The sequence below is a fragment of the Brenneria alni genome, assembly GCF_003666245.1.
Lineage (GTDB): Bacteria > Pseudomonadota > Gammaproteobacteria > Enterobacterales > Enterobacteriaceae > Brenneria > Brenneria alni.
Genome location: NZ_MJLZ01000013.1, coordinates 21,275 through 47,030, shown reverse-complemented (window position 1 = coordinate 47,030; position 25,756 = coordinate 21,275). Strand labels below are relative to the sequence as shown.

Here is a 25,756-nt window from a genome sequence, read left to right as displayed (position 1 = left end):
GCCTCACGACATATCCCGCCGAGGCGGATTATGTTAACAGCAGATGCTTACTTCTCATCGTCTTTGACATAATCAATGGAATTGACGAACCATTGTTTTATCCCGTCCGGCGTGGTGACGGTAACGTCCTGCTCGACCTCTTTTTTCAGCAATGCCCGCGCCATAGGCGAATCAATAGAGATGTAATCTTTCGCGTTGTCGCCATAAATTTCATCCGGCCCGACGATGCGAAAGCGCTTTACCTGACCTTCTTCATTTTCAACTTCGACCCAGGCGCCAAAGAATACTTTTCCATCCTGTTGGGGAGAGTAGTCGACGATTTGCAGCTCGGTCAGACACTTCCTTAAGTAACGGACACGCCGGTCAATCTGGCGCAGCAGCCGCTTGTTGTAGGTGTAATCGGCATTTTCAGATCTATCCCCCAAACTGGCGGCCCATGACACAATCCTGGTTATTTCCGGGCGTTTCACATTCCAGAGATGATCATGTTCTGCTTTGAGTTTGTTATATCCTTGGCGGGTGATCAGATTGGTTTTCACTCGTATTCAATCTCATGATGATGTTGGAGAATATGACCCGGCATTATATCAAGTAATTCGCAGGCAGTGCGCCATCCCTAACAGGGTTAATTACATTGGTTTTCAGCGGTGTTGCCGGAATTTAACAGGAATTGGGATCTTTATAACGTCGAATCGGTGGCTGCACATAGCGAATTACCGTGGGTTTGTGGCAAGGTAACTATAATTACCTCAAGGAAATAGTTGATTACACGTATTTTAATATGCTTTGTAACAATTTTGCCTGGAATGTATACCAGAAACGACTGTCAGTAATTCGTATGTTTCTGAACAATAGCGGCATCGGCGGCTATACGCCTTTGGAGAAAGAGAATGCAAGAGAACTATAAAATTCTGGTTGTAGATGACGATATGCGTTTGCGTGCGCTGTTGGAACGTTATCTGACAGAGCAGGGTTTTCAGGTACGTAGCGTTGCCAATGCTGAACAGATGGATCGTTTACTGACCCGTGAGTCATTTCACCTGATGGTATTGGATCTTATGCTGCCGGGCGAAGATGGTTTGTCCATTTGCCGCCGTTTACGTAGTCAGAGTAACCCGATGCCCATCATTATGGTGACGGCGAAAGGGGAAGAGGTTGACCGCATCGTTGGTCTGGAAATAGGCGCGGATGATTACATTCCCAAGCCGTTTAACCCACGCGAACTGTTAGCCCGTATTCGTGCGGTGTTGCGCCGTCAGGCCAATGAGCTGCCGGGGGCACCCTCGCAGGAAGAGGCGATTATTGCCTTTGGTAAATTCAAACTGAATCTGGGAACGCGTGAAATGTTTCGTGATGACGAACCCATGCCGTTAACCAGCGGTGAGTTTGCCGTCCTGAAAGCACTGGTCAGCCATCCGCGTGAGCCGCTGTCTCGTGACAAACTGATGAATCTGGCGCGTGGCCGCGAATACAGCGCGATGGAGCGTTCTATCGACGTACAGATTTCCCGTTTGCGGCGCATGGTGGAAGAAGATCCGGCGCACCCGCGCTATATCCAAACGGTTTGGGGCCTGGGCTACGTCTTTGTACCGGACGGCAGTAAGGCATGAGTCGGTGGCGCTTTTCTCCGCGCAGCGCATTTGCCCGGACGCTGTTACTGATTGTCACGCTGTTGTTTGTCAGCCTGGTAACCACCTATCTGGTGGTACTGAACTTCGCTATTTTACCGAGTTTGCAGCAGTTTAATAAGGTGCTGGCCTACGAGGTAAGAATGTTGATGACCGACAGTTTGCAACTGGAGGATGGCACCACTCTGGAGGTGCCGCCGGCGTTCCGGCGTGAGATTTACCGTGAGCTGGGTATATCGTTATATACCAATACGGCGGCGGAGGAGAGTGGCCTGCGTTGGGCCCAGCATTATAAATTTTTGAGCCAGCAGATGGCGCAACAACTGGGCGGTCCGACCGATGTGCGGATCGAATTGAGTAAAAATACCCCGGTGGTCTGGCTGAAAACCTGGCTGTCGCCGGATATCTGGGTGCGAGTGCCGCTGACTGAAATTCATCAGGGTGATTTCTCACCGCTCTTTCGTTACACGCTGGCGATCATGCTGTTGGTGATCGGCGGCGCGTGGCTGTTTATCCGGGTACAGAACCGTCCGCTGGTTGAGCTGGAACATGCGGCTTTGCAGGTTGGTAAAGGGATTATTCCGCCGCCGTTGCGTGAATATGGCGCTTCGGAAGTGCGCTCGGTTACCCGCGCTTTTAATCAGATGGCATCCGGCGTGAAGCTGCTGGCTGACGATCGAACCCTGCTGATGGCGGGGGTAAGCCACGATTTGCGGACACCACTGACGCGCATTCGCCTGGCAACGGAAATGATGAGTAAGGATGATGACTATCTGGCGGAGTCGATCAATAAAGACATTGAAGAGTGCAATGCGATTATTGAACAGTTTATTGACTATTTACGTACCGGTCAGGAAATGCAGACCGAAGTGGCTGACCTCAATGCCATTATGGGTGAGGTGGTCGCGGCAGAAAGCGGTTACGAACGCCAGATCGACAGCGATTTTTCCAGCGGTGAACTGTTAGTCCGCGTCAGCCCCTTGTCAATTAAGCGCGCTGCGCTGAATCTGGTGGTGAACGCCGCCCGTTATGGTAATGGTTGGATCAAAGTCAGCACCGGACGGGAACTGCAACGCGCATGGTTTCAGGTTGAGGATGATGGCGCTGGTATCGATCCTGCTCAACTCAAGCATCTTTTCCAGCCTTTTGTCCGGGGTGACAGCGCTCGCAGCACCAGTGGGACAGGTCTGGGGCTGGCGATCGTGCAGCGAATTATTGATGCGCACGACGGCATACTTGACGTTGGCGCCAGCGAACGCGGAGGGCTGTGTGTTCGGGCCTATTTACCCTTGCCGTTTGATCTTTCCGGCTCGGACAGCGGCCCGGTAAAAGACAGTTAAAAGGCGAGGTTGATGACAAACCCATAGCGGTGAGATCGAGATACCCGGGCTTATCGCACCGAGGGGCCATTATGGGACACATCCTTGTGTCCCACCCTGCGGGTCAGCATAAATGCTGTTCAAATTTTGCTCCCGGCAAATTTGTCGGCGGCTTACGCCGCTACGGCCCCATCGGCACGCTGTCCCTAATATCGGACTTTGTCGGCAGTCTGAAGGCGCGGATATCCGCGCCTTTTTTGCGAGCCGGATAAGCTACAGCTTTGGCCCAGCCGTCACCAGCGCAGCGCCTGCTGGCGCATCGGTATATTTATCAAAGTTGGTGATAAACCGTTTAGCCAGATCTTCCGCTTTTTCCTGCCATTGGGCCTGATTGGCGTAGGTATCGCGCGGATCGAGAATGTCAGGATCAACACCTGGCAATGAGGTAGGAATGGCCAGATCGAAGATCGGCAGCGTCTGCATTTCCGCATCATCTATACTGCCATTCAGAATAGCGTCGATAATCCCGCGTGTATCTTTAATTGAGATACGTTTCCCGGTTCCATTCCAGCCGGTATTAACCAGATAAGCCTGGGCGCCCGCCGCTTTCATTCGTTTCACCAGCACCTCTGCGTATTGCGTGGGATGCAGCGACAGGAAGGCGGCGCCGAAGCAGGCAGAGAAGGTCGGAGTCGGCTCGGTCACACCGCGCTCGGTTCCCGCCAGTTTGGCGGTGAAGCCAGACAGGAAATGGTACTGGGTTTGGTCTGATGTCAGGCGTGATACCGGTGGCAATACGCCAAACGCGTCAGCCGTCAGGAAAATGACTTTTGTTGCATGTCCGGCTTTAGACACAGGTTTGACGATATTGTGGATATGGTAGATCGGATAGGAAACGCGGGTATTCTCGGTTTTTGAACCGTCGTTGAAATCGACGCTGCCGTCGGCCAGCACCGTGACGTTTTCCAGCAACGCATCACGCTTAATCGCGCCATAAATGTCCGGTTCGGCTTCTTTGGACAGTTTGATGGTTTTAGCGTAGCAGCCGCCTTCAAAGTTGAAGACGCCGTCGTCATCCCAGCCGTGCTCATCATCACCAATCAACTGACGTTTGGGGTCGGTTGACAGGGTGGTTTTACCCGTACCGGAAAGGCCAAAGAAGACGGCGACGTCGCCCTGCTCGCCAACATTAGCCGAACAGTGCATAGAGGCGATGCCTTTGAGCGGCAGCAGGTAGTTCATGATAGAGAACATCCCTTTTTTCATTTCGCCGCCGTACCAGGTGCCGCCAATAAGCTGAATACGTTCCGTCAGGTTAAAGGCGATAAAGTTTTCAGAGTTCAGCCCCTGCTCCTGCCATTGCGGGTTGGTGCATTTTGCGCCGTTCATGACGATGAAGTCAGGTTCGAAGCCCTGTAATTCTTCATCGCTCGGGCGAATAAACATGTTTTTGACGAAGTGTGCCTGCCAGGCAACTTCAGTAATGAAGCGAACTTTCAGGCGGCTGTCCGGGTTTGCGCCACAGAAAGCATCAACGATAAACAGGCGCTTACCGGAGAGTTGTCTGGTGACGAGCTGCCTGAGATGCGTCCAGGTTTCCTGACTCAGAGGGTGATTATCATTTTTCCCTTTCCCCTGATCCGACCACCATACGCTATCGCGGGTGACGTCATCACGAACGATGTACTTATCTTTTGGAGAACGACCGGTAAAAATACCGGTGTCAACGGCTACCGCACCCAGTTGGGTTTCGATGCCGCGTTCATAGCCTTGCAGGGTTGGGTCGATTTCTTCCTGAAAAAGTAATTCATAGCTTGGGTTGTAGACAATATCGCGCACATCCTGGATTCCATAAGCGTTAAGAGCTTGCGGGGTTATACCTTTGACAGACATATAGCTACTCCTCAATTGTTATATTCGCACTGACAAGTATTGTAGGGGAGTGAGCTTATTTTAACCGCGATAGCAATCATAAAGTTAAATAAATTAATTAATAACTTTGTTTTTCTTGGTGTTGAAAAAATAACCAATTTGATCTAGCGCGTTTTGATGCATGGGGTGAAACGGGTACGCCTGTACCCGTTTTAAGGGTTAGTGCAGGAGATTATCTGATGAATGCTGTCTGAATGCCTTAACGTCGTCGGCGTTAAAAAGGTAGTGATTACCGCAATAGTCACAATGCATATCGATTTTACCGTCCTGTTCCAGCATTTCGGTCACTTCCTGATGGGGAAGCGTCATTAATGCCTTTGCACAACGGTCACGTGAACAATGGCATTGGAAAGAAACCGTTTGCGGTTCATACACCGTTACCTCTTCCTGATGGTAGAGGCGGTAGAGAACATCGTTGGCGGCAAGCGTAAATAACTCATCGGTCTTAACCGTTGCCGTGAGTTGCGCCAGATGATCGAAATCATCACGATCGGTATTTTGCGCGGGCAATACCTGTAACAACATGCCTGCGGCGGTCATACGGCCTTGATGCTGGCCGGTACGGATAAATAACCGGGTGGGGAGCTGTTCGGACTGCTGGAAATAGCTTTCCAGACAATCAGCGACCGTTTCGCCAGCTAATTCAACCACGCCCTGATAGCGCTCGCCTTCGCTCGGCGTAATGGTAATGACCAGGTAGCCGTTACCGACCATGTCTTTGAGGGAACTTCCGGCGGCAATGTCACCTTGCAGACGGGCAACCCCGCGCATTTGCTGCTGATGGTTACCGTTGATCACCGCAAGTTTCAGCGGGCCGTCTCCCTGGAGCTGAACGGTAATATCGCCGCTGAACTTTAACGTCGCGGTTAACAGGCTGGTGGCAACCAGCATTTCTCCCAGCAGCGTTTGTACCGCAACCGGGTAGTCATGATTGGTCAGAATGTGCTGATAGGTATCGCTTACTGTCACCAACTCGCCACGGACGGCATAATTTTCAAACAGGTAACGGTGTAGTTGGTCATGGGTGGACATAGTGTTCTCTCGCTGGGTAACAGTTATTGCTGATCGCTGTATTTAAATTTAATCAGATCCCGCCGTTCTTTTTTATCAGGACGACGATCCGGGTGCGGCATGGTTAGCGCATTCATTTTTCGCGCCAGCGCCAGCTTTTCCCGTTTTTCGATACTACCGGTGGTTTCCTGATACAGCGCCTGTGCTTCTGCGGCGGTTCTACGCTGACCACTGAGCGCGCAAACAATAACGGTGCGCTCGTCGTTCCCCTGGCGTAACGTAATTTCGGCATTCAGTTCAACCAGTTTGCTGGGTTTGCTGCGCTGCCCGTTGTAGTGAACTTTGCCGCCATCAACCATTTCGCGGGCAATAGCCCGTGTTTTATAGAAACGGGCCGCCCAAAGCCACTTGTCCAGACGGATGGTTTCGCCAGAATTCTCGCGTGCTTTCATCATGAATCCTCCTGATTAACGGGGATTTACCGACTGATGCAACGACGGTAACAGCCCAAGATAGTCATTCATTGATGGATGTTGCTGGAATGATTTTTCCTGCTGACTGGAATCAGGATTACTGACGCCCAGACAATAGCGTATGCCGAAGGCTTTGGCGGCGTCCAGAATCGGTTCGCTGTCATCAACAAACAGCGTTCTGGCCGGATCGAAACCGGTTTGCTGCTGCACGGCCTGCCATAACCTCTGATTCTCTTTCGGATACCCATAAGTATGGGTGGAAAGTAATAAATCAAGGTGCTGATCCAACCCGGTGTGTTCAATCTTAACCGCCAGGCTATGCGGGTGGGCATTAGTCAGCAGAATCGTCCGTTTTCCGCTGTTGCGCAGCGCTGTCAGGAATGGGGTAGTATCTTCTCGCAGGCGGGCGCGGGCGCCGATATCCGTGGTCATCTGATAGATATCCAGCCCTAGTTTCTCACTCCAGTAATCGAAGCAGTACCAGTTGAGCGTGTGCTGCACCGCCCGGTACTCTGTGGTGATGAGCTGTTGTGCCTGTTCAAGGCTGATGCCGCGTTTATGACTGAGTGACTGCGGGACTAGCTGCAACCAGAAGTAGTTATCGAAAGCCAGATCAAGCAGTGTGCCATCCATATCTAATATAACAGTGTCAATATCGTGCCAGTTAACATGGGGGCTCATAAATACTCCAGATACAGAATGATTCCAGAAATCGTGGTGGGGAAATTAATGCGGCGCTCCTGTCAGAATAACATAACGTCACCGAGCTTCGCGATTATCTGGGTAGGTTCGTGCGGTTATCCATCAGGGATGCCGATGATACTGCGGAGCCAAAACGTTTGGCGTAATAATGCTGAATATGAGTTACCCGCTGCTTACTCTTGCGTACTTTTATTCCCAACAGCACGGCATTGATGGAAAGCGTAGCGGAAAAAATCAGCAATAGCAGGCAACTGCCGAGATAACGCCACAGTGTTATAACATCTGGTTCGCTGTGCAGGCCAATATGCTGAGTGCCATTGGCATCGGTGCTGAGTTTAGTGATGATGCCAGCGGCATTAAACGGTGTGTGTAACAACATGGCTGACAACCGCTGGAGTTCTTGCCACTGGTCTGAGGCCCGGTATTCATGCAGCGGCATGGGAGGTAATGGATGACTGACAAATTGGCGTCCTTCATCACTACGAATTAAAAAGCCGCCAGGGGGAGGGCTATTGAGTAAATCAGCGGCGTTGTTGATTTCCTGGTTGAAGAAAAAGTTAGTTGAGCTGTTAACCAGTGATTCCAGCGTCTCTGCGCTTACCGGACGCAGCAAGACGTTCATGCCCTTAAGCGATCCCGTTCTGGCCTGTTTTACCAGCGTATCCCAGTTCTTCACATTGCCCAGATTGATCAATGCATTTTTCAGCCGGGAACAGTCCCTTTCCTGCTCGCAAAGATCCTGTGTTTTGAGCACAATACCGGAAAAATCATTAAGCAGGATCATGCCTGATTTCTGAATGGCGGAGGCCAACTGTGAGTTAACCTGGCCTTCTTTATCTGTCTGTGGGTGTAACTGGCTATTGACTATGTTATGCAGTGCCGAGGCTTTTTCAATGATATCGGATTCCGGCAAAGGTAAAGGATCGGCCTTATTCCAGTAAATCGCGGAGCAGTCAAAAGGCGTAAAAGCATAGGCCGGGCCGTTACTTGAGGGACGGATCCCGAACGGGACATAACACATCCCTGTCCCCTGGATTTCCAGGGTGTCACCAATTTTGAGCGGCATTTTTTCCAACTCGTCAACCTGAGTGACCTGAATATGTTGCGCCCCCTGTAGCCAGGCCATACTGAGCTTTAATGGCAGCCCTAGCGGCACATAGGTCAATAAGAGGATCAGGCTGAGAAGCGATCCGGCAGCCAGCAGCAGGTTTTTACCCCATCGTTGCAGGGGAAAATTTTTTACTTCGTCATGTAACGAAAGGTGTTCACCCTGACGGATAACCTGCCGGTTAAGATAAATATCGACATCCGTTTTTCTTCCTAAATCAAGCGCGATATAGGGTTGCCAGTGTGGGGGATAGATAAGGTCGATATTACCCAGCGAGATGTTACCGGACTGATTTTGATTAGATTCACCAAAAAGATCGAGACCTTGCGGTGTGCCGTGAAGACAATGGACATCCCGCAACTCGTGCTCTGAAGGGGATCGGAAAAGCTGCCAGAGACTCCAGCCTGCGAGCAGCGCTGCCGTACCGGTCAACCAGGGCAGAAGGGCCATTGGGCTGTTAAGACTGATTAACAGCAACAGGAATGCCAGACACAGAACGCCAGCTTCTTTCAGCCCAGCCGAGTGGTGTATGGCATGTTCTTCCCTGGTTTCCTTACGAATGGTCACCAGTTCAGCGTTTTCATGTTCTTCATGATGAATGGAGGCGTTGGGCATTGGAATTTCAGGGACGGACATTACCGGATGGTTATCGATGCATTCCACTAATGAGTGTCCATTCAGGGAAATAACCAGCGGAATTGAACGGGTTTTAATTAATTCAACGGTGTTATTCTCGGTAATATACTGTTCCCAACAGGGGGGCAGGTGAATCTCCTGCGTATCAATATAATATCGCCAATTATTCTGTGAGTCGGTACTCAGGCCATAACGGGTAATGGTATGGGTGATCGGATAGACGCGATTGCTTTGTAATGAACGGGGAAGTCTGGGTTGAGCGGTAGGTGTATCAAGTGGCGTCGTTTTCTGGTTATTCTCCTGCGCAAGATAATGCTCAACGGCGACGCGCTCTTCAGGCGTTAGTTGACGAAGTAACGAGGGCGTCACCGGTAAAGGGTGAACGAACGGTAAGCGCCAGCGCATACGGTAGCTGATAAAACCTCCGACAGCGATCAGACAGGCAAACAATATAGCCAATAGGGTAAATATTGTGCTCATGTCATCTCCATTCCAATGTGACTTACTCCCTGTTTGTGCCGGATTTTAACAAACTTATCCAATCGATGATAACCCGTATGGCTTTGTTTTATTAGATTTTTAGCAGAAAAATAACAGGAAAGATCCACGCAAGGAGATGATAGTAACAATCAGATAAGGTATCTGACATGAGGATAATCTGATTTTTCGACAGGTTATTGACTTTTTATTTTTTACTTCAATAAAGGTAATGCACTTCCCATGTTATAAAAAAGTAAATTCATGATCATGAGAGTTGCAGCGGGGGCTACTGTTAACGCACAATGTGAACAAGATCAAAAAAGAATATTAACGATCTCTTTTCATTCTGCGGCACCCCGGCATCCTTAATGAAGGTAAACGTTACCGATAATTATGGCTTGGCTAATTAAGGTGTCGGCCTGATCGTAATTTCTCTATGGGGCCATTATGAGTCATAACCTGCAGAAACCTAAAATTCTCAAGGTAGAAACGGTTGCTCGTTCGCGCTTGTTTAATGTTGAATCCATCGATCTGGAGTTCAGTAATGGTGCACGTCGGGTTTATGAGCGAATGCGCCCAACCGGGCGGGAAGCCGTGATGATTGTGCCGATTATTGATGATGAACTGCTGCTAATCCGTGAATACGCGGTGGGTATTGAGCAATATGAGCTTGGCTTTCCTAAAGGGCTGATTGACCCCGGCGAGACGGTATTTGAAGCAGCCAACCGGGAGCTGATGGAGGAGGCGGGATTTGGCGCGGAGCAAATAGATCTGTTAGCGACGTTGACGATGGCGCCGTCCTATTTTTCCAGCCAGATGAATATTGTGGTAGCGCGTGGGCTGTATCCGCAAAGTCGTGAAGGCGACGAGCCGGAACCGATGCCGAAAGTGCGCTGGCCATTGAGTGATATGATGTCGTTATTACAGGACCCGGATTTTCGGGAAGCGCGTAATGTCAGTGCGTTGTTTTTGACTCAGGACTGGCTAAGTCGCCAGTAACCTGTGAATAAAAAGCGCAGTTTCCTGCGCTTTTTGTGGACGCTCAGAACAATTCTTCGCTCTGCCCGTTATCCATCAATGTCGTTCCAACCTCATGTACTTCATATTCCGTTGGCTGTGTCCCCTCAATGAAGAACTCGGAACGGCTGTTGCCGCCACCGCTAGACAGCTTGCCGCTGCTGCGATCGATAGCCACGCTGATGATACCGGGCGGTGGTGTCAGCGGCTGTTCGGGAACGCCATCCAGCGCCGCTTTCATAAAATCATCCCAGGCAGGTTGGGCTGTTTTCGCCCCACCCTCATAGCCTGATATCTGATCTTTGATAGCGCCGGAAGCGCTGCTGGCGCCTAAGTTACGGCGATGGTCGTCAAAACCGATCCAAACAGAGGTAACAAGGTTAGGGCCATAACCCGAGAACCAGGCATCTTTGGAACTGTTGGTGGTGCCGGTTTTACCGCCGATATCACGGCGTTTCAGTTCACGGCCTGCGCGCCAGCCCGTCCCCATCCAGCCCGGTTCGCCAAACACATTACTGTTAAGCGCGTCTTTAATCAGGAAAGCCAGCGGGGTACTGATAACATGCGGCGCATAAGGCTGTGCGGTATTTTGCTGGGCCGCCAGCGGCGTAACTGGCTCCAGTTGCGGCATCGGCAATGCATTCTGCATCGGGCGTTCTCTGGATGTGGCGACATTTTCCATACTATCCACAGACAGTGTCGCGGCACGCTGTGTTTCACCATAAACCAACGGTAAATTGCAGGTATCGCAGACCACCCTGGGCGTGGCGGTAAAGACGGTTCCGCCTGCCTCGCTCTCTATTTTGGTAATAAAATAGGGATCGACCAGATAGCCCCCGTTCGACATTACCGCATAACCGCGAACCACCTGTAGTGGCGTGAAAGAGGCGGAACCCAGCGCCAGTGATTCCGTCGGGACAATGTTTTGTTTCGGAAAGCCGAAACGCTGCAAATATTCTGCGGCGTAATCCACGCCCATGGCGCGCATGGCGCGCACCATCACGACGTTCTTGGATTGCCCCAGCCCCTGACGCAAACGGATAGGGCCGTCATACGTTGGCGGTGAGTTTTTCGGCCGCCAGTCTGAACCCGCACCCGGATCCCAACGCGTAATCGGCACGTCATTGAGGATCGTGGCGAGCGTCAGACCTTTGTCCATTGCGGCAGTATAGAGGAATGGCTTAATGTTGGAGCCAATCTGGCGCAGCGCCTGCGTTGCGCGATTAAACTTGCTTTGATTGAAGTCGAACCCGCCTACCAGTGCTTCAACCGCACCGTCGGTCGGGTTGATAGACACCAGAGCCGAGTTCACATCCGGCACCTGAGCAAGCCACCACTCGTCGTCCACTTTCCGTACCCACACCTGCTGGCCGGTCTGCACAACATCGGTCACCCGTTTGGGCGTAGGGCCTTGTTGCGTATCGGAACGATAAGGTCGGGCCCAGCGCATACCTGCCATCGGCAATGAAATATTGCTGCCGTCAGCCATCATCGCAGTGGCTTTGTCGCTGTCGGTATCGATAATAACTGCCGGTAACAACGGACCATAAACCGGCAGGCTTTTCAGTGTGGTGACGATTCTGGCCTGATTCCAGGCGCTTTCGCCAATTTTCCACAGTACTTTGGTCGGGCCGCGGTAGCCGTGGCGCATGTCATACGCGAGGACATTGTTACGTAAAGCGTCCTGTGCGGCTAACTGCAATTTCCTGGTGATAGTGGTATAGACCTTGTAACCATCGTTATAGGCATTGTCGCCATAACGTTTGACCATTTCCTGGCGCACCATTTCCGCCAGATAAGGGGCGGAAAACGAAATCTGCGGTGAGTGGTAGTCGGCCACCAGTTTTTCATTACGCGCTTCATCATATTGAGCCTGAGTGATGTAGTTTTCATCTCGCATTCGCGCCAGAACCACATTACGCCGCGCTATTGCGCGATCATAGGAATAGAGTGGATTAAAGGTGGAAGGCGCTTTCGGTAAACCGGCAATCATGGCCATTTCACTGAGCGTAAGCTGATCGACCGGACGGCCAAAATAGACATGCGCGGCCGCCCCAATGCCATAAGCGCGATAACCGAGATAGATTTTGTTCAGGTATAACTCAAGAATTTCATCTTTAGTGAGGAGTTGTTCAATACGTATAGCCAGGAAGACTTCCTTGATTTTACGGATCAGGGTGCGTTCCGGGCTAAGGAAAAAGTTTCTGGCAAGCTGTTGCGTGATGGTGCTGGCGCCCTGGGAAGCATGACCGGAGGTCAACGCAATCGACGCGGCACGGATAATCCCCACCGGATCGACACCGTGATGTTCATAGAAGCGACTGTCTTCGGTCGCAATAAACGCATGTATCAATACCGGCGGAATCTGTTCCAGCTTCAGTGGAATACGGCGTTTTTCACCGAACTGAGCGATCAATTCGCCATCGGCGCTGTATACCTGCATAGGCGTTTGCAGCCGAATATCTTTCAGTGTGGCGACATCGGGCAATTGTGGTTCGATATAGCGGTACAGACCATATATCGAGGCAGCTCCCAGCAGGATGCAAGTCACTGCAAGGATGAATAAATACTTTACGAACTTCACCTGAGATTTTCCATTCAATAGCGTTTGGACAGTTTATAAACAATCGCGCGCTAGTATAAAGGTAAGCCAGTACTGTGGATACGTTCTTTTAACTGTGGATGCGTTCTTTGTAACAGATAAGGAGATCGGTTTGAACATGGCTTATCACATCTGGCGGGTTGGGTTAGATATACAAAACGGGTTTATGCGTGCCCTGGCGGTTCAGCGCCGTCGCTACGGCTGGCAGCTTCGCCACTGGTGGCAGTTCCCACTACCGGGCGACACGTTACGTACAGGTAGTTTACACCATACCGAGGCGCTTTGTGAGACTTTACTAAAATGGCGAAGGCTATTGCCCCGCCATATTTCACTGCGGGTAGGGTTTCCCGCCCAGTTGGTATTACAGCAGCGTTTGCCTATGCCGGACAGCCGTTTGCAAGAGCCTGAGCGCAACAGGTACATAGAAACCCTGGCTGCACGTAAGATGCCGGTAAGCAGTGATTTATTGTCAATGGACTATCGTGAGGATCCCCATACGCCGGGCGCTTTATTGATTACCGCTGCACGGCGGCGTGAGCTGAATAATTGGCTTGAATGTCTACGTACTGCGGATTTACATCCCGAAATCGTCGATGTTTCAACCTGTGCCATTCGTGGTATGGCGAAGTCAGCGGGGCTTAAAGATAACCATGTGTTACTGCATCGGCTGGCGGACAGTTGGTTATGGATATCCCCGCTGAATCATGCCTTTGAGTTTGGCGTAATACCCCCTGATGAATGGATATCTTATGAGAATATTTTGTCGTTGGTAAGCGCCCGCTATCCTAAAGCCGCCCACGATGCAGTCTATTACAGCAGCACATTGCCGGAGTTAACCAACAACACACCCGACGTGTTGATTCCCTGGTCTCCGCTGGCTGCTTTTGACCAGATGCAGCCACCTTTACCTGATTTTCCAACCGCATTTGTTATTGCGGGCGGTTTAGCTTTGCGGCCTGGAGATAACTGAAAATGCTGCTGGTTAATCTTTTGCCCTGGCGTAAGCAACGGTTACGTCGGCGAGCGCGCAACTGGCTGATGTTATTGCTGCTGCAACTGGCATTAATCACGGTAACGCTCGGTGGGTTTTACACGGTCTGGCATCAGCAACGACTAATGTTACAGCGTGAACTGAGTGATATATCGCAGCAACGGCGGCAATGGATTGCGCACTACCAGCAAACCCGCCAGATGTGGAATACATTGCGGGATTATCAGGCTCAACGTGATGCCGATACCGCAGGGGTGCGGCACAACCAACGCTACCTGAGTCTGCTGGAACAGATGGCGTCAATGATACCCCGGCGTCTCTGGCTGACAGATATTGCCGATCGCGGAGAACATCTGTTGATCTCCGGGTTGAGTGAAAATTATACCGATATTGTGGCGTTAAATCGCTCACTGGGCCGCCATCCGGCGTTGGGACGAGTTCAACTTCTCCAGGCGTTAAGACAGCAGAGCGATCGCTCGTTATTGCGTTTTTCTCTTCAGGCGGATTGGGCGTCCACTGACTCAACCGGTGGTGGGGGGAACGGTGACTAATTCGATGTTTAACTGGCTTGTCTGGATAAGTAAGCCACTGTGGGTATTGGTGATAGCGCAAATTGTCCTGATTAGCGGTTTTTTATTGCTGGGAATATGGCTGGTTTTGAGGGGGGAACAGCAGCAAATAGCAGAAGTTAAACAGCAGATTAAGCAGCAGTACACCGCTGTGCAACATATTCAGCAGCAACAGCGAACGATGCCGACGCTTATCGTCATGCAGAGGCAGTTAGCTGAGTGGCAAGCAGCAAATACGCCATTCCATGCAGATATGGCGGCTCAGTTGGTCTCGACGATGTTGTTACAATCCAGCGCGTCATTGCTTTCCTGGCAACTCGATGGTCAACAGAGCAATCGCAGGGCGTGGTTATTAACCTTTAGCGCTGACTATCAGGCACTCTTGCATATGTTGCGTCAGTTTATCGGGCTACCGCATGTTTTACGAATTGAGCAATTGGCAATGAAGTCGACGGACGGTGTTTTGCACATTGAAATGACATTGGTGAAACCGGTGGCTCAACGGAGGGAAGATGTGGAATAGGATTATCGGAGCAATATATGTCGTACTGTTTTTTATAGTCTTATTCAGCATAGTGGCGGGAGTGGCAGCGAATGTTAGCCGTGATCCTTTCCATCCTGTATCAGCAGAGCGCTGCACCCGGGTCGACGATATGCAACAGTGGCAATTAAAAGGTGTTATTGGTTCAGGTGAGCGATGGGTGGGGTGGCTGGCGCAATCGGAAAGCCAATGGCAGCGAGTAAAAGAGGGTGAGGCAATCCCGCCGGGAAGCTGGCAGGTCAGTCGTCTGGATAAGTCGGGAATGAGGTTAACATCGATCGACCATGCCGCGATCTGTGATGGAATGCCATCGGTGGTTACTCTGTCCTCGCCTTTCATTAATAAGCGTATCGCACAATAGAAAATCCTGTCGCTATATGCCCAACGTAATTGGCGTTGCCGCCAGACGGCAAACCAGCGGATCCCAAGGATATAAACCGACTTCTTTCTATAACAGGGAGTGTTATGACGTTTCAATCTGTTCAGACCATGCTTATCTTGGCTTTGCTGCTTTTTATCAGCACATTAGCAATGGCGAAGAGTGAAGAACCGGTATCAATAGCGTTTGACGATTCGCCCATAACGCGAATATTACAGGCTTTGGCAGATCATCAGCAGTTAAATCTGGTCGTGGCGCCGGGGGTTGAGGGGAAACTCAGTTTGCGATTGGCAGAGGTTCCCTGGCAGCAGGCGCTGGATATCGTTTTACATATGGGGCAGCTCACGGTGGAGCGGGACGGTAATGTTTTACTGGTTTATCCCGCCGGGCGCCTTGAAGAATGGCAATGGCAAAAAGAAGAACACCTGGCCCTACAGGCGCACAATCAGCCATTACAGAACCTTTCAGTCACCTTGCAGCATGCTGATGCCGCCGAAGTCGCCACCAGTGTTCAGGCCCAGCGCGGTGCGTTATTGACCGAGCGGGGTAGCGTGACGGTGGATAAACGTACCAATACGTTACTGTTTCGCGATACGGAAGATGCGCTGGCGCAGCTCAAACTATGGGTGAGAGAACTGGATTTACCGTTATCGCAGGTACAGTTAGCGGCGCATATTGTCACTATCAGCAGTGAAAATTTGCAGGAGCTGGGGGTTAATTGGGGGGTGGGGACAGGTGACGCGGCTAATAAAGCCCTGCGGTTGAATAATTTTAATATTAGTTTGCCGGTAGAAACGCCTGCAGTAAACGCTGGCTTTCATCTGGCTCGGCTGAATGGTCGCCTGCTTGATTTGGAACTCATGGCGTTAGAACAGGAAAATCAGGTTGAAATCATTGCCAGTCCACGATTGTTCACGGCTCACCAGCAAACGGCCAGTATTAAACAAGGTACAGAGATACCGTATCAGGTTTCCAGCGGCGCCAGCGGATCGACATCTATTGAATTCAAAGAAGCGGTATTGGGAATGGAAGTGACCCCCAGCGTTTTGCGCAACGGTCGGATTACGCTAAATCTGAAGATCAGCCAGAATATGCCGGGACAGGTGATAAAGCAGGGCGATAACGGAGAAGCGCTGGCGATTGACAAGCAGGAAATACAAACGCAGGTAACCGTTGCTGATGGTGAAACCATCGTTCTGGGCGGTATATTTCAGCAGCAGAAAAAGCGCAGCGGCAGTCAGGTTCCAGCTTTAGGCGATATTCCCGTGCTGGGATATTTGTTCAAGAACAGTACACAGCAGCTTACCCGGCGGGAATTGGTCATTTTTATCACGCCGACATTAATTCCCTCTTTTTAAGTAATAAGGAAAGTGACGTTTTCATGAAAGTGGCGCAATATTTTGATTGATTCGTGTCTTCTAAGTTTGACGCTGCGGCGGATTTAGCTTACAAGGGTTAGCGAATTGAGCACAAGAAGTGTTGTTCCACCGAAAATGTCGATAAAACACACTATATTACCACCTGTAGATCGTGTGACATTTTATTCGGTTGCCAAACTACCCTGAGTATTGAGATAATTTTTTGTCTGATTCTCGCACTATCGCTCATGAGGTTTCAGTTTAGGTCCCGTCGCTGGGTTGATTGGCGGGGCGGGTTATCATTAACGAATTGTCTTAGTAATACCAAAAAACATGGCAGAGAAACGCAATATCTTTCTGGTTGGGCCTATGGGTGCCGGCAAAAGCACTATTGGCCGTCAGTTAGCCCAACAACTCAATATGGAGTTTTTCGACTCCGATCAAGAAATTGAGCGACGCACCGGGGCTGATGTGGGCTGGGTATTCGATGTGGAAGGCGAGGAAGGCTTCCGTGATCGTGAAGAGAAAGTCATTAATGAATTAACGGAAAAGCAAGGTATCGTACTGGCGACAGGCGGTGGTTCGGTCAAATCACGCGAGACACGCAATCGTCTCTCCGCACGTGGAGTAGTCGTTTATCTGGAAACGACGATTGAGAAGCAGCTTGCCCGTACACAGCGCGATAAAAAGCGTCCGTTGCTTCAGGTTGAAGCACCTCCGCGTGAAGTTCTGGAAGAGTTGGCGAGAGAGCGGAATCCGTTGTATGAGGAAATCGCTGATGTGACCATCCGAACCGATGAACAAAGCGCTAAGGTAGTTGCTAACCAGATTATCAATATGCTGGAAAGTAACTGAGTGTAATACATCATCCGTGTTATGCGGGTTTTGAACAGGTTATTTGAACGAGCATGGAAAGAATTACCGTAACATTAGCGGAACGAAGTTATCCTATTACGATAGCCGCCGGATTGTTTAATGATTCGGCTTCTTTTATGCCGTTGAAAGCCGGGGAACAGGCCATGCTGGTGACAAACCAGACACTGGCCCCCCTCTATCTCGACCACGTCCGTCGCGTGCTGGAGCAAAGCGGTGTGCATGTTGATCAGGTTATATTGCCGGATGGGGAGAAATATAAATCTCTGACGGTGCTGGATCAGGTATTTACGGCGCTGCTTGCTAAACCACATGGCCGTGACACCACGATTGTCGCATTAGGTGGCGGTGTGATTGGTGATTTGGCCGGTTTTGCCGCAGCCAGTTACCAGCGCGGCGTCCGTTTTATCCAGGTGCCGACGACGTTGCTGGCGCAGGTTGATTCTTCCGTTGGCGGTAAAACCGCAGTGAATCACCCGCTGGGTAAGAATATGATCGGTGCTTTCTATCAACCGGCATCCGTGGTTGTTGATTTGGATTGCCTGAAAACTTTGCCTGCGCGGGAGCTCTCGTCCGGGCTGGCTGAAGTAATCAAGTACGGCATTATTCTGGATCGTGATTTCTTTCACTGGCTGGAAGAGAATATTGAAGCGGTGCGTGCATTACAGCATGACGCTCTGGCTTACTGTATTCGCCGTTGCTGTGAACTGAAAGCGGCGGTTGTTGTTGCCGATGAACGTGAAAGTGGTATGCGGGCACTGCTTAACCTTGGGCATACCTACGGTCATGCTATTGAAGCGGAAATGGGATACGGCAATTGGCTGCATGGAGAGGGCGTTGCTGCGGGTATGGTTATGGCCGCGCAGGCGGCACGGCGTCTTGGGCAGTTTTCTGCTGATGATATTGAACGTATCAAGTCCTTATTAGTTCGGGCCGGTCTGCCTGTTAACGGGCCGGAGCAGATGGCGCCGGAATCTTATCTTCCTCACATGATGCGTGATAAGAAGGTGCTGGCAGGCGAGTTGCGTCTCGTGCTGCCAACCTCTATTGGTCATTCTGAAGTCCGTGGTGGCGTAGCTCATGATATTGTGCTGGCGTCGATAGCTGATTGTCTTGCCTAAGCGCTTTATTGTTTTTGTTAACGGCAGATGCGTTAACGACAGATAAGCGCTGATGGTTTATGGTTAATAAAATACAATGCGTTATGAATTGATAATTCGCTCTGGAGATCATGTTGCGAATGTTAGCCTTTCAGTTGGGGGGTTTTAAATGGATGAGTTTAAGCCGGAAGATGAACTGAAGCCTGATACCAGTGACCGTCGACCAACACGTCAGAAAAGAAGCAGTCATTTTTCCGTACCGAAAATCGCGCTTTCCAGACAACACCTGATGATAGCCATCGGGATACTGGTATTGCTGTTGCTGATTATTGGTATTGGTTCTGCTTTGCAGGCGCCTTCTCATCCGCAGACCTCTCAGCCTCAAAGTCAAACTGGTGGTGAAAATGGTGAAAAGAGTATCGATCTCTCTTCATCATCCCCGATGACGCAAACGGAATCCGCCGCACCGGTTGATAACCCTTCTGCCGTAGTCGGACAGCCGCCACAAACGCTGAGTGCACCACCTATTTCCAGTACGCCAACGGAAGCACAGGCTCAACCACCGGTAAGTGGCCAGCAACGTATCGAGTTGCCGGGTAATATGACCGACGCGCTTACTCAGCAGCAGGGCCGCGTTAACGAATTTTCTCAGGGTGCGACAGGCAGTTCAACACTGCCAACGGCGCCAGCCACGGTGGCGCCAACGGCTAAAACGCCTGTGCTGCGACCGGCTGAGAAATCTACGCGCAATAATTCGGTTCACAGTAGCAATAAGCCATCAGCAACCAACACTCAGAAAGTCGCAGCACCAACCGCTACGGGTAAACCAGCGGCAAATGTGCCTGCTGGACAAGGTAGTTCAATACAAAACGCGCCAGCCAGCCATTTTACGTTGCAACTGAGCAGCGCGTCCCGTTCAGACACGCTGAAAGCGTATGCTAAACAGCATAATCTGGTTCATTCATGGGTGTATGAAACTAAACGTGACGGAAAATCCTGGTATGTTTTAGTGAATGGAGTCTATGCTTCTTCTGCAGAAGCAAAGCAGGCAATTGCAACGCTACCTGCCGATGTACAAGCGAAAAAACCATGGGTTAAGCCGATCCGTCAGGTGAAGCAGGACTTGAATAAGTAACACCAATTTTAGCCCTGATGTGCTGTCTGACACAGAGTACAATCCGCGGCTCTGAAAAGTATGAGTAACTAACGACGGCATGAAGAAAAACCGCGCTTTTTTAAAATGGGCTGGTGGTAAATATCCGCTGGTAGAAGAGATTCGTCGCTATTTACCCGAAGGAGACTGCCTTATCGAGCCTTTTGTTGGCGCGGGTTCTGTATTTCTGAATACAGAGTACGACAACTATATATTGGCTGATATTAATAGTGACCTCATCAATCTCTACAAAATCGTCAAATCGAATACTGACGATTTTGTCCACGACTCCCGCAAACTCTTTACTGACGAAGTGAATACTTCAGAGGTTTTTTATCTGCTGCGTGAAGAGTTTAACCTCTGTACGGACGCCTATCGGCGTGCGGTCTTGTTTCTTTATCTGAACCGCCATTGTTATAACGGCCTGTGCCGCTATAACATGCGCGGTGAATTTAATGTGCCGTTCGGGCGTTATAAAAAGCCTTATTTCCCGGAAGAGGAAATTCGCTGGTTTGCTTTTAAAGCCAGGAATGCAACATTTGTTTGTGAACATTACCAGCAAACGTTGATTAAAGCCGTGCCGGGGTCCGTTGTTTATTGCGATCCTCCTTATGCGCCGTTATCGGCGACCGCTAACTTTACGGCGTACCACACCAATAATTTTAATAATGTTGACCAGCAAGACCTGGCCCGGATGGCTCATCGTTTGTCGGTTGAAAATCAGATCCCGGTGCTGATTTCTAATCACGATACGGTGCTGACTCGTGAGTGGTATCAGGATGCTTCACTTTATGTGGTAAAAGCGCGTCGAACAATTAGCCGCAATATTCTGGGTCGTAGTAAAGTAAACGAGCTTCTGGCCCTGTATTCGTGATCCCCGTTTTGTAAACAGATGGGGATGGCCAGCAAGCAAAGCGGCAACCAGATAAATATGATTGACTGAAAGTTAGCGTTGCTCAAAAACCATCGCTGATCGGGGTGAGGGATCAACGGATATCCCGGCAGCAGGAATCAGACTTTGATCGTTTGGAGAAGCGAATGAAACCGTTTTTAATCGCCCCGTCTATTCTGTCGGCTGACTTTGCCCGGCTTGGTGACGATACTGCTAAGGTGCTGGCGGCAGGCGCCGATGTGGTTCACTTTGATGTGATGGATAACCACTATGTGCCTAATCTGACAATCGGCCCGCTGGTACTTAAATCTCTGCGGGACTACGGCATTACGGCGCCTATTGATGTTCATTTGATGGTTAAGCCGGTTGACCGCATCATTCCTGACTTTGCGCAGGCCGGGGCGAGTTTTATTACTTTCCATCCAGAGGCCTCAGAGCATGTCGATCGTTCCCTGCAATTGATCAAAGACCACGGTTGCAAGGCCGGTCTGGTTTTCAACCCCGCCACGTCGCTCAGTTATCTCGATTATGTCATGGATAAGCTGGACATTATTTTGCTGATGTCCGTCAATCCCGGCTTTGGCGGGCAGTCATTTATTCCGTCCACGCTGGATAAACTCCGGCAGGTACGCAAGCGGATTAATGAAAGCGGCTGCGATATCCGCCTGGAAGTGGATGGTGGCGTCAAGGTTGATAACATTGGCGCTATTGCCGCAGCGGGAGCGGATATGTTTGTGGCAGGATCGGCAATTTTCAGCCAGCCTGACTACCGGGCGGTCATTGAGCAGATGCGGGGCGAATTGGCAAAGGTGGCGCATGAATAACAACACCATGCCGATTCGCGGGCTGGCGTTTGATTTAGATGGCACTCTGATTAACAGCGCACCAGGACTGGCTGCGGCGGTGGACTTGGCGTTACAGGCACAGTCTCTTCCGGCAGCGGGGGAGGCACGGGTTGCCACCTGGATTGGTAACGGCGCCGATGTATTGGTGGAGCGTGCGCTGCGCTGGGCTGGCGTGGAGCCAACCCCGGTGCAGATCCGCGATACCCGTGAGCAGTTTGACTGTTACTATGCGCAAACGGTTGACTGCGGCAGCGAGTTGTTCCCCCAGGTAAAAGAGACGCTGGCCCATCTGGCCCGGCAGGGGTTTCCGATGGCGGTGGTGACCAATAAACCGACGCCGTTTGTTGCGCCTTTGCTGGCCTCGCTGGATATTGACGCCTATTTTTCCCTTATTATCGGCGGTGATGATGTTGTCGCCAAAAAACCGCATCCGGCCCCCCTGTATCTGGTGCTGGGCAAGTTAGGATTACGGGCCGGCGAGTTGCTGTTCGTCGGTGATTCGCGTAACGATATTCAAGCATCCCAGGCTGCCGGCTGCCCTTGCGTCGGCATGACCTATGGGTACAACTATGGTGAAGCGATCGAGTTGAGTCATCCAGACATTGTGCTGGATTGTTTTGCCGACCTATTGTCCCTCGTCGGGCCGTCATCTTCAAAAAATCAGGAAGCATTAGTATGAGTAAGCCCATTGTATTCAGCGGTGCGCAGCCGTCTGGTGAATTGACCATTGGTAACTACATGGGTGCGTTACGTCAGTGGGTTAATATGCAGGACGACCATGACTGCATCTATTGCATCGTCGACTTACATGCCATCACGGTACGTCAGGATGCGCAGCAGTTGAGAAAAGCGACGCTGGATACGCTGGCGCTTTATCTGGCCTGCGGTGTCGATCCACAGAAGAGTACGGTCTTCGTTCAGTCGCATGTCCCTGAACATGCCCAGTTAAGCTGGGTACTGAACTGCTACGCGTATTTCGGCGAACTGAGCCGCATGACGCAATTTAAAGATAAATCAGCACGTTATGAAGAAAATATCAACGCTGGCTTATTTGATTATCCGGTGCTGATGGCCGCCGATATTCTGTTGTATCAAACGACTCAGGTGCCGGTAGGTGAAGATCAGAAACAGCATCTGGAACTGAGCCGTGATATCGCCCAGCGCTTTAATGCGCTTTACGGTGATATTTTCAACATTCCTGAGCCGTTTATTCCGAAGTCTGGCGCCCGCGTGATGTCTTTGTTGGAACCGACCAAGAAGATGTCCAAATCGGATGATAATCGTAATAACGTGATTGGCCTGCTGGAAGATCCCAAGTCGGTGGTGAAGAAAATCAAACGTGCGATGACGGATTCTGATGAGCCGCCCGTCGTTCGTTATGATGTGGTGAATAAAGCGGGGGTATCGAACCTGCTGGATATTCTTTCTGCGGTAACGGGTAAATCCATTGTCGAGTTGGAGCAGGAGTTCAGCGGCCAGATGTATGGTCATTTGAAAGGTGCCGTCGCTGATGCGGTATCCGGCATGTTGACGGAACTACAGGCACGCTATCACCGTTTTCGTAATGATGAAGCCTTCTTGCAGCAGGTTATGCGTGATGGGGCGCAAAAAGCCAGCGCCCGTGCGCAGGAAACGCTGAAGAAAGTGTATCAAGCCGTTGGTTTTGTCTCCCGCCCATAAGTGTTAAGGGCGTCTGGAGGCATGTCTCCAGACGCCTGTTTCTACTCCCCTACGGTAAATTACTGCGGCAGCGGTGGGAAAACATCATCCGGGATCGGGTTTTCAAACGGCGTTTGCTGCAACCTGGCCTGATGATCGGCCTTTGCCTGAGTGATTAAGTCTGGCGTCAGCAGCAAGTCTACCGCCAGCGACGCCATCGCTTTGGCGGCATACTCCATCCCTTTGTGCGCCGCCGCCGTTTTACCCTGCGCCACCAGTTGCCATGAGTGCGCCGGGGTGCCGATGGCATATGTGGCGCTGCGGATCTGCACGGTAGGGACGACCCAGCTTACCGTTCCGACGTCCGTCGAGCCGATAAAGGCTTCATTGGGGCTGTAGAGAGGATAAATATCGTCATGCAACACCAGCCCCGGCTGTGGTTTTACCCCAAATCGGGCGTAGGAGTTCGCAATATCCTCTGCTGTCATTGCGGCCTGAAATTTCGCGGCAAGCTGGCGATCGTTTTCATCAAACTCAACCGGCCCCAGCGTCAGCAAATGTTGGTGCATCCGCTGTTCCAATAGCGCATTACCGAGCAGGTTGGCGTCGCCGCTAATCACTTCATGACTGACTTCGGTTTCCGTCATCAGCGCCGCGCCTTCGGCGATTTTTTTCACTCGTTTCACTAACTGATGCAGCTCTGGCAACTGTCTGGCCCGAATAAGATACCTAACGGTTGCATTGGCCTGTACCACATTAGGCGCATGACCGCCGCTGTCGGTAATGGCGTAATGAACACGGGCGGAAGAGGGCATATGCTCGCGCATATAGTTAACGCCAACGTTCATTAATTCTACCGCATCCAGCGCGCTGCGCCCCAGATGCGGGCTGCTGGCGGCATGGGCCGCCCGACCTTTGAAGTAGAAATTCAGTTCGTTACAGGCCAGCGATACCGGGCTGTTTACGCCTGTAAAAGTTGCCGGGTGCCAGCAGATAGCGATATCCACATCGTCAAACACGCCGGCTTTTACCATAAAGCCTTTTGACGATCCGCCCTCTTCGGCGGGGCAGCCGTAAAAACGGATGGTTCCCGGAAGAGAATATTGTTGCAGGTAATCTTTAACGGCAGTCGCTGCCTGTAATGCGGCGGCGCCAAGCAGGTTGTGTCCGCAACCGTGTCCGTTGCCGCCATTTTCCAGCGGCTTGGGTTCAGCAACGTTCGCCTGTTGGCTTAAGCCCGGCAGCGCATCATATTCGCCGAGGATCGCAATCACTGGTGAGCCTGAACCAAATTCGCCCAATAATGCGGTAGGCATACCGGCAACGTTTTTTGTCAGGCGGAAACCTTGCGCCTTGAGCATCGACTCATGCTGGGCAGCGGAACGGTATTCCGTATAGTTCAGTTCCGGGGTATCCCAGATGCCGTCACTCAGGGTAAAAAATTGTTGCCGTTTAGCCACGATGAGTCCGCAGAGTCTTTCCACGGTTTGGCGATCGATAGACGGCAACGTCTCTTCTGTCTGTATTGAATTCATGTGCTGGATGCTCTTTATTTTCTGTAAAGGCAAAGAAATCGACAATGTATTTTCTGAAAACCTCAGAGCGGTGTGGTATCCATGTGAAACCATTTTTCGCCTAATTGCTTCAGGGTGCCGTCGTTTCTGGCTTTCTCAATGGCGGCGTTAAACATGGCTTTTAATTCAGGATCGCTTTTGCGCAGGCCAACAGAGGAGCCGCTACCCAGAATGCCGCCGATAAATTGTGGCCCCGGCGTAATAATGTCGGTATTGCCCGGTTTTTCCGTAATCCCTTTCAGATAAGCGGCAGAGGCTATTACCAGATCGACACGGCCTGCTTTCAAATCAAGATCGTGTTCCTGGGTGGTTTTGTATTCACGAACGGTCATGACGCCTTTTAAATACTTATCCAGAAAGGTGCTGGCAATAGAGGCGGACTGTACGCCAATGGTTTTGCCTTTCAGCAGCGGTTTCAGTTTTTCAATTTCTGCTATTGCCGTGGCTTCATCGGCGGGTTTCAGTGAGAAGCGTTTGCCCGCGTCAGGAAATTCCCTGGCGAGTGGACTGGACTTCAATACGGCGAACGTTTGCCCGGCCTGAGTGTATGGCTGGCTAAAGTCGATGACTTCCCGACGCTTGTCTGTGGCGGACATCCCGGAAATGATGGCGTCAAACTTGCCGGCGTTCAGTGCCGGAATGGTACTGGTAAAGGGTTGCACGATGATCTCGCACTTCACCTGCATCGTGTCACACAGGATTTTATACAGATCGATCTCATAGCCATCCAGCGTACCGTCAGGCTTGGTAAAATTGTAAGGATGGAAAGCCCCTTCGGTGGCGATACGTACCGTTGTCCATTTTTTCTCTTCAGCCGATGCGCTGAATGAGGCGGCCAGCGTGCCTGCCAGACACAGTGAACAGACGATCATTTTTAATTTTGACTTCAACATAATGGTGTTCTCCCGGTGTTA

At 50.9% G+C, this 25,756-nt stretch carries 25 protein-coding genes; 16 read left to right on the top strand and 9 right to left on the bottom strand.

From position 1 onward, the window contains the following. Positions 1-47: 47 nt before the first annotated feature. Positions 48-539, bottom strand: a complete 492-nt coding sequence (greB, locus tag BIY29_RS08015) for a transcription elongation factor GreB (RefSeq protein ID WP_121574615.1) — start codon at positions 537-539, stop codon at positions 48-50. Between the two features lie 351 nt (positions 540-890). Between greB and ompR the strand changes: the two genes are divergently transcribed. From ompR to BIY29_RS08000, 3 genes are all read left to right on the top strand, one after another. Then, positions 891-1,610, top strand: coding sequence for an osmolarity response regulator transcription factor OmpR (gene ompR, locus BIY29_RS08010; RefSeq protein WP_005969424.1), 720 nt, complete (start codon positions 891-893; stop codon positions 1,608-1,610). After that, positions 1,607-2,968 carry a two-component system sensor histidine kinase EnvZ gene (envZ, locus tag BIY29_RS08005; RefSeq protein ID WP_121574614.1) on the top strand — a complete coding sequence of 454 codons (1,362 nt, stop codon included), beginning with the start codon at positions 1,607-1,609 and terminating at the stop codon, positions 2,966-2,968. The genes ompR and envZ overlap by 4 nt, the downstream gene beginning before the upstream one ends. 71 nt (positions 2,969-3,039) lie before the next feature. Further along, a complete protein-coding gene (locus BIY29_RS08000) occupies positions 3,040-3,219 on the top strand; it encodes a hypothetical protein (protein WP_121574613.1) in 180 nt (59 codons plus the stop codon). Position 3,220: 1 nt separating this feature from the next. Here BIY29_RS08000 and pckA read toward each other — a convergent pair whose 3' ends face one another. The 5 genes from pckA to BIY29_RS07975 all read right to left on the bottom strand — a co-directional run bounded on the left by pckA (position 3,221) and on the right by BIY29_RS07975 (position 9,289). Then, positions 3,221-4,840: a phosphoenolpyruvate carboxykinase (ATP) gene (gene pckA, locus BIY29_RS07995; protein WP_121574612.1), complete on the bottom strand. Its 1,620-nt coding sequence runs from the start codon at positions 4,838-4,840 to the stop codon at positions 3,221-3,223. A 198-nt stretch (positions 4,841-5,038) separates the two neighbouring features. Then, positions 5,039-5,911, bottom strand: coding sequence for an Hsp33 family molecular chaperone HslO (gene hslO / locus BIY29_RS07990; protein WP_121574611.1), 873 nt, complete (start codon positions 5,909-5,911; stop codon positions 5,039-5,041). 23 nt (positions 5,912-5,934) lie between these two features. Then, a complete protein-coding gene (gene hslR / locus BIY29_RS07985; protein ID WP_121574610.1) occupies positions 5,935-6,345 on the bottom strand; it encodes a ribosome-associated heat shock protein Hsp15 in 411 nt (136 codons plus the stop codon). Positions 6,346-6,357: 12 nt separating this feature from the next. Then, a complete protein-coding gene (yrfG, locus tag BIY29_RS07980) occupies positions 6,358-7,044 on the bottom strand; it encodes a GMP/IMP nucleotidase (protein WP_121574609.1) in 687 nt (228 codons plus the stop codon). A 94-nt stretch (positions 7,045-7,138) separates the two neighbouring features. Beyond that, entirely contained in the window at positions 7,139-9,289 is a 2,151-nt protein-coding gene (locus BIY29_RS07975) for an intracellular growth attenuator family protein (protein WP_121574608.1), read from the bottom strand. Between the two features lie 447 nt (positions 9,290-9,736). Between BIY29_RS07975 and nudE the strand changes: the two genes are divergently transcribed. Next, positions 9,737-10,288, top strand: a complete 552-nt coding sequence (gene nudE, locus BIY29_RS07970) for an ADP compounds hydrolase NudE (RefSeq protein WP_121574607.1) — start codon at positions 9,737-9,739, stop codon at positions 10,286-10,288. A 43-nt stretch (positions 10,289-10,331) separates the two neighbouring features. Here the strand turns inward: nudE and mrcA are convergent, their stop codons facing one another. Continuing rightward, positions 10,332-12,890 carry a peptidoglycan glycosyltransferase/peptidoglycan DD-transpeptidase MrcA gene (gene mrcA, locus BIY29_RS07965; protein ID WP_121574606.1) on the bottom strand — a complete coding sequence of 853 codons (2,559 nt, stop codon included), beginning with the start codon at positions 12,888-12,890 and terminating at the stop codon, positions 10,332-10,334. A gap of 136 nt (positions 12,891-13,026) precedes the next feature. On the opposite strand from mrcA, the gene pilM reads away from it, so the two are divergent. The 12 genes from pilM to trpS all read left to right on the top strand — a co-directional run bounded on the left by pilM (position 13,027) and on the right by trpS (position 23,289). Then, the gene (gene pilM / locus BIY29_RS07960) at positions 13,027-13,878 is read left to right on the top strand and encodes a pilus assembly protein PilM (RefSeq protein WP_121574605.1); all 852 of its coding nucleotides are present in this window, start codon (positions 13,027-13,029) and stop codon (positions 13,876-13,878) included. A 2-nt stretch (positions 13,879-13,880) separates the two neighbouring features. Further along, a complete protein-coding gene (locus BIY29_RS07955; RefSeq protein ID WP_121574604.1) occupies positions 13,881-14,450 on the top strand; it encodes a PilN domain-containing protein in 570 nt (189 codons plus the stop codon). Further along, the gene (locus BIY29_RS07950; protein ID WP_147437149.1) at positions 14,443-14,991 is read left to right on the top strand and encodes a hypothetical protein; all 549 of its coding nucleotides are present in this window, start codon (positions 14,443-14,445) and stop codon (positions 14,989-14,991) included. The genes BIY29_RS07955 and BIY29_RS07950 overlap by 8 nt, the downstream gene beginning before the upstream one ends. Beyond that, positions 14,981-15,370, top strand: a complete 390-nt coding sequence (locus BIY29_RS20830) for a HofP DNA utilization family protein (RefSeq protein WP_121574602.1) — start codon at positions 14,981-14,983, stop codon at positions 15,368-15,370. Before BIY29_RS07950 ends, BIY29_RS20830 begins: the two co-directional genes overlap by 11 nt. 128 nt (positions 15,371-15,498) lie before the next feature. Then, positions 15,499-16,746 (top strand): DNA uptake porin HofQ, encoded by a 1,248-nt coding sequence (gene hofQ / locus BIY29_RS07940; protein ID WP_240630035.1) that lies wholly within the window; start codon positions 15,499-15,501, stop codon positions 16,744-16,746. 333 nt (positions 16,747-17,079) lie between these two features. Beyond that, complete coding sequence (gene aroK, locus BIY29_RS07930) at positions 17,080-17,601, top strand: shikimate kinase AroK (protein WP_121574600.1); 522 nt, start codon at positions 17,080-17,082, stop codon at positions 17,599-17,601. Between the two features lie 53 nt (positions 17,602-17,654). Continuing rightward, positions 17,655-18,740: a 3-dehydroquinate synthase gene (gene aroB / locus BIY29_RS07925; protein WP_121574599.1), complete on the top strand. Its 1,086-nt coding sequence runs from the start codon at positions 17,655-17,657 to the stop codon at positions 18,738-18,740. Between the two features lie 148 nt (positions 18,741-18,888). Next, positions 18,889-19,854 carry an SPOR domain-containing protein gene (locus BIY29_RS07920; RefSeq protein WP_121574598.1) on the top strand — a complete coding sequence of 322 codons (966 nt, stop codon included), beginning with the start codon at positions 18,889-18,891 and terminating at the stop codon, positions 19,852-19,854. Between the two features lie 79 nt (positions 19,855-19,933). Further along, positions 19,934-20,746, top strand: a complete 813-nt coding sequence (dam, locus tag BIY29_RS07915; RefSeq protein WP_121574597.1) for an adenine-specific DNA-methyltransferase — start codon at positions 19,934-19,936, stop codon at positions 20,744-20,746. A gap of 164 nt (positions 20,747-20,910) precedes the next feature. Beyond that, positions 20,911-21,588: a ribulose-phosphate 3-epimerase gene (gene rpe / locus BIY29_RS07910; protein ID WP_121574596.1), complete on the top strand. Its 678-nt coding sequence runs from the start codon at positions 20,911-20,913 to the stop codon at positions 21,586-21,588. Beyond that, positions 21,581-22,288, top strand: coding sequence for a phosphoglycolate phosphatase (locus BIY29_RS07905; RefSeq protein WP_240630029.1), 708 nt, complete (start codon positions 21,581-21,583; stop codon positions 22,286-22,288). The genes rpe and BIY29_RS07905 overlap by 8 nt, the downstream gene beginning before the upstream one ends. Next, positions 22,285-23,289, top strand: coding sequence for a tryptophan--tRNA ligase (gene trpS / locus BIY29_RS07900; RefSeq protein WP_121574595.1), 1,005 nt, complete (start codon positions 22,285-22,287; stop codon positions 23,287-23,289). The genes BIY29_RS07905 and trpS overlap by 4 nt, the downstream gene beginning before the upstream one ends. 59 nt (positions 23,290-23,348) lie before the next feature. Here trpS and BIY29_RS07895 read toward each other — a convergent pair whose 3' ends face one another. Both BIY29_RS07895 and BIY29_RS07890 read right to left on the bottom strand, forming a co-directional pair. Next, positions 23,349-24,803 (bottom strand): M20 family metallopeptidase, encoded by a 1,455-nt coding sequence (locus BIY29_RS07895; protein WP_121574594.1) that lies wholly within the window; start codon positions 24,801-24,803, stop codon positions 23,349-23,351. A gap of 62 nt (positions 24,804-24,865) precedes the next feature. Beyond that, the gene (locus tag BIY29_RS07890) at positions 24,866-25,735 is read right to left on the bottom strand and encodes a transporter substrate-binding domain-containing protein (RefSeq protein ID WP_121574593.1); all 870 of its coding nucleotides are present in this window, start codon (positions 25,733-25,735) and stop codon (positions 24,866-24,868) included. Between the last annotated feature and the right edge of the window lie 21 nt (positions 25,736-25,756).